8 protein-coding genes are annotated in these 15002 nt (G+C 65.5%); 3 read left to right on the plus strand and 5 right to left on the minus strand.

Annotation, left to right across the window (positions count from 1 at the left end):
• Positions 1–2: 2 nt before the first annotated feature.
• From Afe05nite_RS28710 to Afe05nite_RS28725, 5 genes are all read right to left on the minus strand, one after another.
• Positions 3–6386: an RHS repeat domain-containing protein gene (locus Afe05nite_RS28710; RefSeq protein ID WP_203820352.1), complete on the minus strand. Its 6384-nt coding sequence runs from the start codon at positions 6384–6386 to the stop codon at positions 3–5.
• Between the two features lie 29 nt (positions 6387–6415).
• Positions 6416–10324 (minus strand): LamG-like jellyroll fold domain-containing protein, encoded by a 3909-nt coding sequence (locus Afe05nite_RS28715; RefSeq protein WP_203820353.1) that lies wholly within the window; start codon positions 10322–10324, stop codon positions 6416–6418.
• Positions 10325–11272: 948 nt separating this feature from the next.
• Positions 11273–11404 (minus strand): hypothetical protein, encoded by a 132-nt coding sequence (locus tag Afe05nite_RS44675; RefSeq protein ID WP_275407518.1) that lies wholly within the window; start codon positions 11402–11404, stop codon positions 11273–11275.
• Positions 11405–11499: 95 nt separating this feature from the next.
• Complete coding sequence (locus Afe05nite_RS28720; protein ID WP_203820354.1) at positions 11500–11796, minus strand: ATP-binding cassette domain-containing protein; 297 nt, start codon at positions 11794–11796, stop codon at positions 11500–11502.
• Positions 11797–11920: 124 nt separating this feature from the next.
• A complete protein-coding gene (locus Afe05nite_RS28725) occupies positions 11921–12181 on the minus strand; it encodes an ATP-binding cassette domain-containing protein (RefSeq protein WP_203820355.1) in 261 nt (86 codons plus the stop codon).
• A gap of 962 nt (positions 12182–13143) precedes the next feature.
• Here Afe05nite_RS28725 and Afe05nite_RS28730 point away from each other — a divergent pair.
• The 3 genes from Afe05nite_RS28730 to Afe05nite_RS28740 all read left to right on the plus strand — a co-directional run bounded on the left by Afe05nite_RS28730 (position 13144) and on the right by Afe05nite_RS28740 (position 14986).
• Positions 13144–13845, plus strand: a complete 702-nt coding sequence (locus Afe05nite_RS28730; RefSeq protein ID WP_203820356.1) for a hypothetical protein — start codon at positions 13144–13146, stop codon at positions 13843–13845.
• A 125-nt stretch (positions 13846–13970) separates the two neighbouring features.
• Positions 13971–14489 carry a SigE family RNA polymerase sigma factor gene (locus Afe05nite_RS28735; RefSeq protein ID WP_203820357.1) on the plus strand — a complete coding sequence of 173 codons (519 nt, stop codon included), beginning with the start codon at positions 13971–13973 and terminating at the stop codon, positions 14487–14489.
• Complete coding sequence (locus Afe05nite_RS28740) at positions 14489–14986, plus strand: hypothetical protein (RefSeq protein ID WP_203820358.1); 498 nt, start codon at positions 14489–14491, stop codon at positions 14984–14986. The genes Afe05nite_RS28735 and Afe05nite_RS28740 overlap by 1 nt, the downstream gene beginning before the upstream one ends.
• Positions 14987–15002: the final 16 nt, after the last annotated feature.

A 15002-nucleotide genomic window follows, 5' to 3' on the forward strand; every position in this document is an offset into this window, starting at 1 on the left:
TGTCAGTGCGATTGTATGGAGCTAGTGCCAACCGCCGCGAACTCCCTGGCAAGGCCGAACCCGGAGGCGTTGGCCGCACCTTTGAAGGCCACCCCCCTCAATTTCTCGTTCGGATCGAAGTTCCAAGACTTGTACGCATTCACTTGGTAACTGACACTCGCGTTCCCGCTTCCCCAAACGGAGACATGCCCAGTGACCTGATATTGCATTCCTCGATACCCGTAAAAGTAGTCCTCGCTTCTGTTCTTGTCGAAGCTCATCGGCGCCCAGCCTGTATCGAAGTCATAGCTACAGAGATCTTGGCAAGACGCCATGGCCTTGAGTTCAACCTCGCCGACGCTCGATTTAACGGCATCAGAGAACTCTGACTTGGTCAGCATTTCATCAACGTTTAGTTCCCAGTCGTCGCCAGTAGCTCCGTAGTAGTGCTTGATCAGAGGACATGACAGGCTCGTGTCCTGCCCTGGCGTCGCACAGGAAAGTGCCAGCCAAAGGGCGATATCGTTCTTCGCGTCGAAGTAGTCGTTGCATTTACCGGCACCCGGGGCCGGTGCGCACCAACTCGATGGAGCGCCCAGCGACATATATGGAACATGGGTATCGTCGCGCGGGCACGCGCCGGAATTGTTGATCGAGCCGCCAATAGCTACCCAGTTACTCTGGCACGAGATGTTGTGGCTCTTCGGGCACGCCGAGCCATCACAGCGCTCCGACTTGGATTTACATTTATTCCCGCACCCGTCGCGCTGCTTCTTGACCGCCGCCTGGCAGTCTTCCCAGCAGGAATTATGAGTGACTTCGGGGCGGTCGCCATGATCGTATTGCAACCCGCTCGGGTCGGAGTTGGTGACCGGGCTATTGTTGGCGTAGGCGTAGCCATTCCATTGCTGCGGATCGGCGGGATCCATTACCGGGTCGACTGAGATGAAACGTCCGAGCAGTGGGTCGTACTGACGGGCGCCAATATTTAGCAGGCCGGTCGGGTCGTTGTCGCCGCCCACGAATCCCTTGCTGTTGATCCAGGACGTGGTGGCGCCACGAGAACTGCCGTAAGGGGTTTGCCTGCGGATCGTCACGTTCTGAGTGACATCATTGACGGCGATCTGTTGAGTGCCTTGGTGGTCGTTGAAAAGCCATGTGAGGTCGGTTATCGCTGAGGATGCAGTGCGAGAGGCACAAGTTGCACCGGCGAAGACGTAGTAGCGGGTCCCGGATATAGCTGAGCCCTGCTTACGGATTTCCTGGTTCGGCAGATAGAGGGTGGTGCCGTTCGTGTCGCGCCGGATGATCCGGTTGCCGTCGGCGTCGAAAACGTTGGTTTCGATCCCGCTACCACCGGCGGTGATTGCGGCCGGCTTCCCCTCGGCGTCCCATCCGACGCTCTGGCTACCGCTATTCGTGTCGCAGTTGTTGGTCAAGCTCCCAGTGACGGGCCGGCACACCATCTGACCGCTGCTATTGTAACGGTATCTGGTCGTGGTCGCGGCCCCGCCCGGGGCGGTTGTGGTCATCGAAGTGACTGTGTGGCCGACATCTGGTATCTCGTACTTGCGTAGGGTGTCCCCCTCGGCTGCGTGGGTGGTTTCGGTCTTGCGGTTGCCGGTCGCGTCGAACGTCCAGTCCTGCCAATACGGGGCCGGACCAGCCAGTCCGGCCACGCTGGGTTCGGTTGCTTTGCAATCCACATCGATGTTGGGCGTCCAGGCCGTGGTGAGCCGGCCCAGCATGTCGGTACGGAAGCACTGCTTGTCGGTTTCGCCGACGGTTGGCTTCTCCTCGATGGAGGTGATGTTGCCGGCATCGTCGTAGGTGTAGTTGCGGTCGGAGATGGTTCCGGCGACCGTCTCCCGGTTGACGGTGGTGCGAGTGATCCGTCGGGTGAACTCGTCGCGGTAGACCGTTTCCTGGGCGAATTTGTTGTCGTGCAGTTTGTAGATGGATCCGGAGCGTTCGCCGTACGCGGTGTACGAGGTTGTCGCCATGGTGGCGTCGCCGGAGTCGTCGAGGCTTGTGTTGAGCCGGGCGGGCAGGCCAGTCACTGGGTCGTAGTGGGTGGTGAGTTGCTCGGTGACCAGGCCACCACCCTCTGGATACGAGATTGACGTCTGCTCCCCCGTTGCGGCGGAGAAGCCGTACGCGTAGATGTAGGTGCCGGCCAGACCGGTCTCTACCGGCGGAACCACATAGTTGACGCCGGTTGCCTGGTAGCGGTCGTTGAAGGTGCGGACCTGCCACTTGTAAGCGTTGGCTGACCCGGCCGGTTCGTACCTGATGGACTGGGTCAACTGTCCCCGGAATCCGGGCTGGCCCCCGTACGTGCTGTCGTAGCGCCATTCGGAGCGGACCGGGCCAGTTTCGGAGTCGTCGCGCACCGTGCGTTTACGGCCGAGCGAGTCGTAGGTGTACCAGAGCTTTTCACCGCGGGCGTCGGTGGTGCTTTCCCTCTCGTTGAAGTCGTTGTAGGCGGTCGAGGTGGTGCCGGTGTCCGGGTCGGTCTTCTGGATCGCCCGGCCCTTGGCGTCGTAGCCGGTGGTCCACGTGTTGCCGGCGGTGTCGGTGACCTTGACCTGCTGATCTTTGCGGTTAAATGTGTACGTCGTTTCGATGTAGGCGCCGTTGACCCCGGCCGCCGTGGTGTGCTCGCGCAAGGCCACGACGCGGCTCTGGCTGTCGGTCACCGTGGTTTTCGGTGTGCCGCCCGCTGGTGGGGTGACCTTGGTGAGGTCGCCCTCGTAGGCGGTGACGGTGCGCCATTTCTCGACCAGGTTGTCGATGTTGTTGCCGCTGAGGAAGACGGCATCGGTGACTCGGCCCGCCCGGTCGTGGACGTTCTTGGTGATTGAGGGCACCGACCACTCGGGTTCCCACCAGAGGGTTCCGGAGGGCGTCCCGGGCTCGGCGTGGGCGCCGTACGTGGTGGCCGCTTGGCCGAACTCGTCGTAGATGGTGTCGGTGACGACCCGCTTTTCGCTGTCGTCGCTGTCGCCGAGGGAGATCGACTGCGTCTGACGGGGACGCATCATGGCGTCCATGATCTGGTACGAGGTGATGTAGTTGCCGTCCGCGTTCAGCGTGCTCGATGCGACGTACGGGTAGGCGTCCCGGTCCGGGGCGAGTTTGTACTCGTACTCCGCCGCCGGTTTGCCGGAGTGGGCGGCTCGGGTCCAGCCCAGCTTCCATACTCGGAGCACTCGGCCGAGCGCGTCGTAGTCGACGTCCGCGGTTATCCGGGTGTTCGGGTCGACGGTCTTGGTGACCGACCCCCAATATGGGTTGGAGTTGGTGGTGGTGGTCCAGTTGACGGTGTTGTTCTTGGCGCTCACCGCGGTGAGTGGCCCGCCTACCGCTGGGGAGTAGGTGTTCTCGGTGACGTTGCCTTTGATGTCGGTGGCCGTCTTCACCCGGCCGGCGGAGTCGTACGTGGCCTGGGAGACCGTCTGCCACACGGTGCCGGTCACCGGCGTCCAGTCCTTCAGCTTCTCGGTGAGGGTGACCGAGCCGAACGGGGGCGGGGTGGTCAGGCTGGTGGCACCGTCGTAGTAGGTGCGCTCGTCGGCGATCACGTCGTCGACCGTTGACGGTGAAGCTCCGCAGCTGAGGGCGGTCGTGAGGGTTCGACTGGTCTTCTCGGTCAGGTTCTTGGTGATGTTGCGGTTGTAGGTGTAGGCCGCGCACTTCTCGTCGCCGGTCTTGCTGACATCGCCGTCGTCCTGGGACCAGTTGAGCGTCCCGTACGTCTGGTCGATGCTCTTGTGTTCGCCGGTGGTGCGCCAGCCCCGGCTGCCGTCCACGCCGAGGGCGGTCTGGTCGTAGGTGACCTGCGTGTCGACGTAGCGGGCGTCGACCGTGTCGCCGTTGATCGTGCGGCTTGCCGTCGCGTTGGATCGCCACGGGACGTTGATGGTGCGGGAGACCGGTTTGGTGTCGACGCCGTTGTAGACGGTCTGCTCGCGCACCATGCCGGCGAACTGGTCCTCGTCGTTGACGGTCTCCGAGCCGTAGGCGGCGGCCACCTGAATATTGCGGGTGCCGCCGCTGGGAGCCAGCCGGTCGCCGTGCATGCCGCGTAGGAACTTGGTGGCGGTGAGGGTGCGGTTGTTGAGTTCGTCGCCCACCTGGGTGCGTATCTCGCCGTAGCCGCGCCACTGGTCCCAGGTCTTGCGGTCGGGCTTGGTCAGGCCGTCATCGTCGGCGTAGTGCCAAGCCGGCAGGTCCTTGTACTCGTAGTGGGTGTGCTTGGTCGGAGCGGGATGGGCGTTGGAAGTCTGGAGATCGTCCTCGGCGACATGTGTGACGACATACTTGTGCCACCACTGCGTTACCAGGACATCCCCGGTGGGGTTGCTTGAGTCGGGCACTTTGACGGGGTAGCACCGGTGGGTGTTGGACTGTGGAGCCAGCGAGGCGGTCATGGCCGCGGTGCACTCCGGCTCCGAGTAGTCGACTTTGATGCGGGCGCCGGTTTCGGTGACGATGCTGGAGATCCGCAGCCAGTTGTCGGCCGAGCCGTTCTCGGTCAGCACCCGGTTGGCCAGCGACACCGCCTCGAACGTAACCGGCGGCAGACTGGTCTCGGTGCCGACCAGGCCGCTGTGGTCGATGCGTTCCAGCCATAGGCCGGTGTGGGTCGAGTCAGCGGTCGCGGAGAACGTGTGGCCGAGCGTCCACGACTCCACGTCCTGCCAGGCAGGGGTCTTGGCGGTGGTGTCCCACACCGACGTGGTGATCTTCTTGAGCCGCTTCGTGGTCCAGAACGTCGGCGTGTATTTGCCGGGGCAAGAGGCGGCGGACGCCTTGCACTCCTGGTCCCAGGGGGTGTCTTTCCAGTTGGCGGTGGTCGGCGCGGCTTCGGTGCCACAGTTGGTGAAGCACCGCATGTCGGTCTGGAATTTCACCTGCGCGTACGGCTCGGTGTTGCGCTCGGCGATCCCATGTGTGGCCGCCGTCCGGTCGTAGGTGCCGTAGTCGACCCGGATCAGGTAGCCGGCCCGGTCGTAGGTGACGTCGTCGGAGTCGGTGGCGTTGCGGGCGTATTTGTTGGTCTCTTTGCCGTACCAGTACGACATGGTGTTGCCGCGGACGTCGACGACGTAGTCGAGGTTCCACCGCCAGGCCTGCACGCAGTCTGACGAAGCGAACGCGCTCTGATGGCAGGGCTCGCCGGTGTGGTTGCCGAATACCGGCACGGTCAACGTGGAGTTGGTCGCCGACGTCTCTCCCGGCAGGTCGTCCAAACCGAAGTAGTACTGGGTGCCGTCAGTTGTTGTGACGCGCCAGTGCTCCCCGATGTCGCCGTAGGTTGCGCTGCCGGTGTCGCCGTTGGTGGCACCGGTGAGCTTTTCGATCTTCGAGCCGTCTTCGTCCCGCAGGTGCCAGCCTTTACCTGCCTGGTAGATCAACTCGCCACTGTGCCCGCCGAAGTTCATCGTCGCGTTGTCTGAACGCCAGCACAGGTCACCGCTGGCTTTGGTGCTGTTCGCGCCGTTCTTCGAGTCCTCGGCACAGGGCACATAGCGGCGCTCGATGTAGCCGGGCGCGTAGTCGAAGCCTTCGCCGATCCACGACGGTTGGTTGTTGGTCACCTCGGATCGGCCGTCCACCGCCGCAGACGAGTACGACAGGTTGACGTCAGGGGTGGGGCCGGTTGCTGGCACGACGCGCATCGGGTAGTCCCACGAGAACGCGCCGGAGTTGGCGCCGGCCGACCAGGTCGCGCTTGGGGACAGGCTCGTCGCTCCAAAGTCACCGTCTTTGCCGGCAGCCGCAGCCGCGAGAGCCACCAAAGAGCCTGTTTCGACGTTGACTGTCGCGGCCACCGTTCCCGCGGCCGGGTCGGCGGTCGTCGGCAGAGCCGTTGACCGGCAGGCCGACCCGTCGGGCGTCGTCAGCGCGCACTGCGGCACCTGCCAGAGCTTGAGCCGAGATGTCCAGTCGGCGCCGTAGGCCTGGGCGAAACCGCGGTAGTCCACCGACAACCGGGCCTTCCCGCTCTTGGCCGCGCTGACCTTCATCATCAGGCCGTCACGCCACGCCGCGGGGACCCTCGCCCGATCCACTACTTGCACATCAACGCTGGCCAAGCCAGACGCGTCACTTAGCCAGACCGGCAAGTCACCCGCCTTGGTCCGATGTCCGCCGGCCACGTCGACCCGGGCGGTCGTCGCCTTCGGCCAGACCGGCGGAACCACCGACGTGTCCTTGACCTTCTGCTGTGTCCAGGCCCGGGTGGTCACCGGATGACCGTCGTGGTCCAGCTTCTCGGCCGGCGGAGGGGCCGGTGTCGGTGGGGCGGCCTTGGCCGGTCCGGCCGGAACCGCGATCGCCAGCGATACCAGTGCGGCGGCCAGCACCGATCTCAATGCGAGGTTCGAGCGTGGTGTGTGCATTCCCCGTCCTCCACGAGTCACTGTGCTTGTCACCGGTGCCAGACGATCTTGCCGGTAGGGTCGAGCAGGAGTAGATCGCCGTTGTCGTAGAGCACGAGCCGGTCGGCAGTCGTGCCCCAGGTGTTGGTGTGCCAGATCGGGGTTTCGTCGGGTTTGTAGACGACGAGGTTGCCGTCGGCCTGCATGACCACCGAGGAGCCGGGGTTGCCGTCGGTGTTGGTCTCCCAGACCGCTACCCCGTTGTCGTAGAGGACGAAGTTGCCGTCCGCCTGCATCCACAGGTAGAACCGGCCGTCGCTGGAGTGCAGCCCTTCGCTTTCATGCAGTGTCTGGTTGGCGGCCAGGACGTTCGTGCCGGATATGTCATCCGCCTGTTCGCGGTAACGCGACGCGACCGCGGCGGAGCTCATCGCGCCCTGGAAGACCGCGACGTCGTCGATGCCACCGACCCATTGGTCGCCGAGTTCGCCGTCCCAGAGCGTGTGCCCGGTCAGCAGGGGCCCGGTCGCGTTGAACGGAGCGAGGGGTGCCGGCTGGTTGTTCTCGAGTTGGCCGTTGACGTAGAGCCGGATCTCTTTGCGGCTGGAGTCGTAGACACCGGTCAACTGCGTCCACACATCGAGTTGCGCGTCCGACGTGGAGGTGGCCCACGTGCCCGCCGATGTTTGATTGTCCTGGTCGAAGATGTTGAACTGCCATTTCTGGTCCGGTTGGTAGTACTTGAGCCAGAAGGCGCTCTCATGCGTGCCGCGTTGGGCGATCACGGTGCGGTCGGCGTTACCGCTCAGCCCGTCTTGCAGCATCACCCACGCCGAGACGGTGAACGATTGATCCGTACGCAATACCGGCCGGTCCTGCCAGACCGTTACCTCGTTGCCGTCGCCGTCAGTGGTCGTGCCGCTCTTGACCGCGGTGCGGCCGTACTCGTCGGACGATTCCGTGTAGCCCTCGTCCGGGAAGTACTGGTTGTCCAGCCACAGGGCGGACTGGCTCGCCACATGGCCGGCCCCGACGGCGGACCCCCGGGTAAGGGCCTGCCACCGGCCCCACTTCGTGGTGGTGTCGGGTGCCTCACAGGTGTCGACCAGATCCGTGACGTAGCAGCCGTAGGCGGCCTCGTAGTTCCAGGCGCCGACCTGGATCGGGCTGTTGATACCCGGTTCGTCGAACCCGCCCGAGGTCGGCTCGGTCGCTTGCTGACCGGTGAAGTCCTGCAGCTCCAGCACCCGGTCGAACACCTGCACGTCGGCGATCGAGCCGTTGAAGTAGCCGCCGGCGGCACCCGAGGCGAACCCGCGGCCCACGGCGAACTTCCCGGTGGCGGACCATGGCGTCGCGGTCCGATCAGCTTGGGCGACCAGCGCGCCGTCGATGTAGAGCCGCAACTTCTTCTCAGCGGCGTCGAACACGCCCGCCACCTGCGTCCACCGACCCACATCAGCCGAGGTGATCGCGACCGGCGACACCGCCACCACTGTCGCACTCGACTGGGCACCGGTGTCTCGCATCAGGAACGACCAGTACGGCACCGAGCCGTTGCGGCGTACGCCGATCTCGAACCCGGCAGCGTCGGTGCCGTCCTGGGTGGCGAACTTGACGTCGGCAGTCGGGAAGGCGCCCAGGCTCACCCACCCGGAGACGCTGAACGAGCCAGTCGTGTCCACCACCGAAGATGTCGTGGTGGCCGCGGATGAGGTGCCGTTGAAGGTGGCAGTTTGACCGCCGATCACACGTACGTCGCTGGGCCACGTCACGTTGGATGCGGTCAGCGGCGAATCCACCGGAGCGGATGCCCGATCGGCGAGCGCGGCTATCTGACTGATATCCGGATCTGTTTGCAGGCCCCACCGGGCGGTCGCCGAAGTAGGCCGGCCGACGAGGAACTCGACCGAGCCGTTCCCTTCGTTGAGGGTGGCGTCGATGGCCTTCACCAGCAGCACGTTCCAGCCGAACTTCGGGGCGGTGATGTCCACCTCGGCGTACTTCGGGTTGGTGCCCGACGCGGGGACGACCTTCGTCGCGGCGTCCCAGCCGTACTGGAACGTCGTCACGTCGGTGTCGGTTGACTCGATCCGCACCCGGCCCTTCTGTCCCGGGCCCGGCGGCAGCGTGATCACCGTGGCGGTTACCTGCGGCACGGCCGTGTCGATCTTGAACTGGCACCACGGAGACCACGGACCCGTTTTCAGGTACGGTGCCTTGTCCGTCGCCCGAGCGCGGAACGCGTACGTCTTGTTTCTCTCCGCCGTCACCGTGGCGCTCGTCGCCTGCGCACCCGGGGTTAGTGACGTCTTGTTCGGTGGCGCGGTCCTTCGCGACGGGGAGGTGTCGGTCACCGAGCCCATCCCGGCGGCCGGAACCTCGATCCACTCGAACGCGCCGGTCAGCGAGTCGGACACGTCGGCGTCCGGGAACCTGGCGGAGAAAGTCGGGGTGAGTGTGCCGATCGTCAGGACCCCGGAACCGCAGGCCACACCGGAGGCCTGCAGGCCGGTCGGCGCCCCCGGGGGGGTGTCGTAGTCGACGAACAGTTTCGCGTCGTTGGGGTAGAACTTCTTCCACCGGCTCTGCGTCGACTCGCCCGAACCGTCCGCCGCCCGCGCCGTGAAACCGACCGTCAGAGCGCTCCAGCCGGCGTTTGCCCCATCCCGCATGAACGAGGTGACATCGGCGCCGTCGAAGTTCATCTTCATGTCGCCCTGATAGTTGCCGCATCCGCCGGCCTCGTTGGCGTGACCGGACGCGGTGTCCAGCAGACGCAGCAGCTTCATCGCCGACCAACTGGCCTTCATAGTGGCGTTGATAGCCGACACCCAGTACATCGACGTGACCGTGCTGTCACACGAGTAAGAGTGGTCGAGGTTCATCTCCACCCGGGCCGACTGGACCCACTTCTTACTCAGGGACACCCCGTTGGCCGTGGTCGGGAATTGGAAGAACGACCGGTACAGGGCACCGGTGTCCGGGTTCAGGCCGACCCGGGCCCTCGAGTAATCGGTGTTGTTCGAGTTGTTGTCCGTCGCGTACGCCCACTTGTTCTTGTAGACCGACCACACCGGATCGACGTAGAGCGGGTAGGTCGCTTCCTTCAGGAGCTTGGCGTCGGGCCGTAGCACAAGGTCGTCGCCGGCGAGCCCCACCGACACCGGCGCCACCCGGGCCGCGTCCCCCGCGCCCTCATGCGTCGACTCCCCAACCGCTTGCAACCCGGCACGCCCCGTCTTAGACGAGGCAGCCGGTGCAAGCCGTGAGTCCCACATCACGGCCGGCTCGGCCGACGCCAGCACCGACGCGCCGCGGCCCACAGCAGTCAGCACTCCCCTGTTCGCCGAGATCCGCGCCGTACCGCCCAGACCGAGCCGGATCTCTGCGACACTGCGCTGCGCGGCAGCCGCCGCACTCTTGATCACGAGAGTGTGGGTGAACCCGGTTTCCGTCGCCCGCACCACCAGATCGACGCCCGGCATCACCTCGGAATACTTGGCCGAGCTCTTGTCCACAGTCGGCTTCGGCAGCGTCCCGGGCCACGACATGGTGACGGTCTGGCCGGCGCGGGTCAGGGTCACCAGCGGGCCGGAACCGTCGCCGGAGAACGCCACATCGGCGACCGAGACCGTCGGCCGCAGCCGGCCGTCCGCGCCGCGGGTCAGGTTGAGATCGACGTCGGCCCAGCCGGAACCACGCCGGGCCCGCTGCGGTACGACCGCGGACTCGAACCGCAAATGCCCGTCCGGCTGCGCGACAACCTGCGAGAACTCAGTCCTCGACGACTCGACCATCACCGGCTGATCGCAGCTGACGGCCAGTTTGACGGCGGTCACCTCACCACCGGCCGAATTACCACACGCCGCTGACGACGCGCCCGCGAGACTCGGCACCGAAAGTCCACAAACAGTCAAGCTGGCCGCCAAAAAGGCAGGCAGAATCCTGCGCCACATATAGCCCCCGTTCGATAGCGCGTGATCACACTAGGACAGTGATCGATCCAGCGCCAGAGCGTGACGGATGGTTTCCCGAGAGTTACTGGCCAGGCTCAAACGGGCCACGCGTTCCCATCGAGGAGGGCGTCATCGCTGCGGACGTCGCCCGTGACTCCACCCGGTGGTGCCCGAGACACCGGATGGCCGACATGGCAGTCCCCGCTTCCTGACAGCCAGGCTGAACGCGCCCCGACTGCGTCCCGCAGGGAGCCGGGCCGGATCAAAATGCGTGAAACAATGGGGTCGAATCGCGCAGAATGCCCGTTTCGCGCCTGGTCCAGAGCCTTCCGCGCCGTCCGTGCCTGGCTCACCCCACGGCTCCTGCTGAACCACTGCTGGCAGCCTGGACACCCAACCCACCAGCGCGCGAACTGCAGCAACTCCCCAACGCAGTCGCCAAAGGCCCCGCCCTCAACCTCTATTCACCCACATGAGGACGACAAACTATCGATAGCCCTGCGACGATCTCACGACGCGGGTGTTTCTTGAACAACCGTCGGCACTGAGCTCGGCCAGCAGGTCCTTGAACAGGCCCTACTGGGCGTTGGTCAAGTCAGAGGGATAGTCGCGACACGATGACGCCGCAACTCCGCGCCTGGCTCGACCGGTCTCAATCGCGCTGCCACACCGTCTACATGAGAAGTTCTCAACACTCGCTAAGCCCGAACGGATATCACCCTGACCGGAGAACACAACTCGACGCCGCACCACGTCGAGCGGGTGGATATCCTCCCTCTGGGATGCAGCTGCAGGCGGGACTGTCGGGCGGCAGATCTTGACGGGGGTGCCTCACCGTGATCCGGCGTGGGACTCGATGCGGTTCTTGGCTCTGCCGAAACCGTCAGATACGAAGGTCATGGTTCTCGACGGGCCGTCCTCGTCCAGCGAACGTCAATCGTGGCCTTTCTAAGCGAAGACGCGCTCGGCGCTCGCCACGGGCGGGGCGATCGGGAGCCGGCTGCTGTTGCGGTCCGGGTACGCGATGCTGGTGGCGCGCTGACTCGTCGACCGGTCGGTCACAGCCTCCGAACGATCCACACTATGAACCCCACCGCGAATAGGGTGGCCGCCAGACAGAGACCGACAGCCAGCCACATCGAAGAGAACATCCACGCCCCCTGATTCGCTAGCCTTCAATCGGTCGCCCCGGCGAGAGGACTTTCGCTGAGTTCCACTACGTTACCCCGGCTCACCGTGAAGGTCTGGTCAGCACGTTCGGCAACGGCGCGGTCATGTGTCATGAGGATGAGAGTGCGCATCGCGGAGCGTTCGACAAGCAAGGAAAGAATGGCATCGGCCGTGTCGGAATCGAACGAGCCGGTGGGCGCGTCCGCGAGGATGAGCTGCGGCTCAGTAATGAGGGCCCGTGCGATTGCCACCCGCTGCTGCTCGCCTCCGGACAATTCGTACGGGCGGTTTTCCAGGCTCACCCAGCCCGACTCTGTCCAGTACCTCGCATGCCGCCGTCCGCGCGGAGCGTTGCGAATCTCCACGCAGCAGGAGCGGCAGAGCGACGTGCGACCACGCGTCGAGCTGGGGAAGCAGGTGAAAGCTCTAGAACACGAATCCGATGGACCGGGCCCGCAGATCGGCGATCTCGCCGTCGGGCCGGCTGGTCAACGGCACGCCGAGCACCTCGATAGTGCCACTGGTCGGTTTCGCGAGACCGGCGATCAGATTCAAAGTACTGGTTTTACCACTTCCGGAGGCGCCCACGATCGCAATAACGGATGGCTTATCGACGAGCATGTCGGCCGACTGGAGGACGTCCACCCTTCGACGTTTCGCCACGAAAGACAATCCGACGCCGCTCATTTGCCGGGCTGGCATTCTATTCCGCTCCGTCCTACAAAGTCCGTACCAGGACGTCTTGCCTACGATGATCCACAAAAGCCAGCCACGCCAGCTCCGGAATTGTCGCGATCAGCAGGAGCCCGAATGTCAGGACCAACAACCAGATCTGGCTCCCGTCACCGAAGAGGAGCGGCATGGCGAGGAAAGCGACCGAAGCCGCGAGCGCTCGTGGCGCCGCGGTGTTCAGCCGGACCCGTCGACCCCAGCGCAGCCCGACCGCCCGCATGAGCAGCGCGCTGAACGCTCTGACGCCGACCGACCCGAAGGTGCTCTTGGCGGTGCCAGGGCCGCCCACCAAGGCGCTGAGGGCGAGGCTCCAGGGTGAGTCCTTCCGTAACCCGGCCGATGGCGGGTAGACCGCAGAATGGGCCTTGTCGCCCAGGGCAGGCCCACTCCACGGTGTGTGTCGACGACGGACGGATGGCCAATTTTTGCTTGGGGCCCAGCGGCGGTCCAGGCCCCGCCCGTGGGCTCTCGACTGGCTGCGGCCTTTGGGGCTGCCCCGGTTCGGGCCTTCCGTGTCGTACCCGAATGTTATGTTGCGCCGCAGTTGGCCGGTCAGAGCAACCCCAGGTGGGACAGCGCGGCTACGGGGGGCGGGCACTAGTAGGTCCCCGCAGTGATCCCGGGATTGAATATGGGACACCGCGACCCGCCCCCCGCCACGCGCACCACCAGCCGAGGTGAGCGGTCCGTTTCCAGTCCGCACGAGGTCGGCGGACGGTGCGGAGGGGCGTGCGATGTCTAGAGGCGTTTCCGCTGGGCGATCCCGCGATGACCCGCTTCGGACCTCGGCCACGGGCTACGAACTCGGGTGCGGATCGAGAGATTGAGAAAAGTTCTGGATCGGCGGCAACCATCCGGCGGTGGATCGCATGTACCCGGATGTAAGCAACCATCGCCACGATCCATAGGGGCCGGAAATGTCTGCACGTCGCCTTCTGCTGCTGCCCGCCGCCACCGTCCTGTTCGCATTGGCCGCCTGCGGCGCCACGGCGGAGCCCAGCACCGGCTCAAGTGGCTTCGCGTCGGTCCCGGCCGCTCCGGTGGGCGGCGGCGCCGAGGCGACGACCGCGGTGCCGGCCAACCCGGCCGCGGACACGAAGAGTGCCGACTGCCCTTCGGCGGCGACTCTGCAGAAGCTGGTCGAGCTGCCCAAGGGGGTGGCCCTCGGCAGCATCAAGTGTGTGCAGGGCTGGGCCGGCGCCGACCCGCAGGGCGCGAACGTGGGGGACGGCGTCTACCTGTTCCACTACAAGGCCGGTACGGGCTGGAAGTACTACGGCGACGGCAGCGGATATGACTGCAAGGACCTGGGCATCACCAAGCCGGCGCCGTTCTGCGTCTCGGAGTCGGTGACCGCGAAGACGAAGCCGGCGGCCAGCAGTCCTAAGTGTCCGTCCGGGAAGTCTCTGGAAGCTCTGGTCGAGCTGCCCAAGGGCGCCACCTTCGGCAACGTCCAGTGTGTGAAGGACTGGGCGGGAGCCGACCCGCAGGGTGCCGGGGACGGCGTCTACCTGTTCCACTACAAGGCCGGTACGGGCTGGAAGTACTACGGCGAGGGCAGCGGCTACGACTGCAAGGACCTGGGCCTCACCGTGTCGGCACCGTTCTGCATCTCCTAGTGATTCGGGTCGCCACGGTCGCGCGCTGTGGGGCACACCAGTTACGGTGTGCGCCACAGTAGCCGGCCGCACCGACGCAGCCGCGCCCTGACAACCGGTGCGGTGCGTGGGGGTACGAGCGGGGCATGGCGGAATCGATCGACGATCAGTTCCGGGAGTTCGTCCAGACCCGTTCGCCGGCGTTGCTCCGGACGGCGTTCCTGCTGACCGGCGACCGACATCTCGCCGAGGACCTGGTGCAGGACGCGCTGGCCCGGACCCACCGGGGGCGGCGGCGGCTCGACGATCCGGGGCACTTCGAGGCGTACACCCGCACCGCGATGTATCACCAGCATGTGAGCTGGTGGCGCCGCCGCAAGGTGGCCGAGTCCATGCCGGGCGAGCTGGCCGATGTGGTTCAACCCGGCAGTGACCACGCCCGCCGTACCGATCTCAAGCTCGCCCTGCATCAGGCTCTCGCCCAACTCACCCAGCGGCAGCGCGCCGTGCTTGTCATCCGCTTCTTCGAGGATCGCAGCGAGGCCGAGGCCGCGGATCTGTTGCAGTGCTCCGTCGGCACGATCAAGAGTCAGACCAGCAAGGCACTGGCCCGCATGCGGGAGATAGCACCGGAGCTACTCTCGGCCGTCATGGAGGAGGCCTGATGACCGACAATCTCGGACCGCTGCGTCAGGCCATGTCCGATCTGAGCGAGCACGGCGGCAGCACCGACCTGTACGAGCGGTCTCTGCGTAAGTCGCGGCAGTCACAGCGGCGGGCGGCTCTCGCCACCGGTGCCGCGGCCGTGGCTGTGGTGTTCGCCGTCGGCGGCACGGTCGCCTTCGTCGCCGATCACCGGTCCGGCCCGCCGTCGACCCCGGTGGCCGCGCCCAGCAGCGCCGGATCCGAGGATCCGGCCTGTCCGTCGATCGAGATCCTCGCGGATCTGGTCGAGCTGCCGCAGGACTGGTCCTTCGCGTCCAGCCGGGTGCAGTGCGCGGAGAGCTGGGCGTCGACCGACGTGAAGCGCCCGACCGGCGGCAACATCCACTACCTGTTCCACTACGCGGCCGACACGGGTTGGCGCTATCAGGAACAGGGCACCGGCTGGAACTGCCAGGAGCTGGGCCTCACCAAGCCGGCACCGTTCTGCACTTCCTGAGCGCCGGCCGCGGTTT

It is taken from the genome of Paractinoplanes ferrugineus (assembly GCF_016862195.1).
Taxonomy (GTDB): domain Bacteria; phylum Actinomycetota; class Actinomycetes; order Mycobacteriales; family Micromonosporaceae; genus Actinoplanes; species Actinoplanes ferrugineus.

Excerpts from the sequence above, each read along its gene's own strand:
- Afe05nite_RS28710 (WP_203820352.1), bottom strand. The coding sequence starts at position 6,386 with ATGCACACACCACGCTCGAACCTCGCATTGAGATCGGTGCTGGCCGCC.
- Afe05nite_RS28715 (WP_203820353.1), bottom strand. The coding sequence starts at position 10,324 with ATGTGGCGCAGGATTCTGCCTGCCTTTTTGGCGGCCAGCTTGACTGTT.
- Afe05nite_RS28725 (WP_203820355.1), bottom strand. The coding sequence starts at position 12,181 with ATGAGCGGCGTCGGATTGTCTTTCGTGGCGAAACGTCGAAGGGTGGAC.
- Afe05nite_RS28730 (WP_203820356.1), top strand. The coding sequence starts at position 13,144 with ATGTCTGCACGTCGCCTTCTGCTGCTGCCCGCCGCCACCGTCCTGTTC.
- Afe05nite_RS28735 (WP_203820357.1), top strand. The coding sequence starts at position 13,971 with ATGGCGGAATCGATCGACGATCAGTTCCGGGAGTTCGTCCAGACCCGT.
- Afe05nite_RS28740 (WP_203820358.1), top strand. The coding sequence starts at position 14,489 with ATGACCGACAATCTCGGACCGCTGCGTCAGGCCATGTCCGATCTGAGC.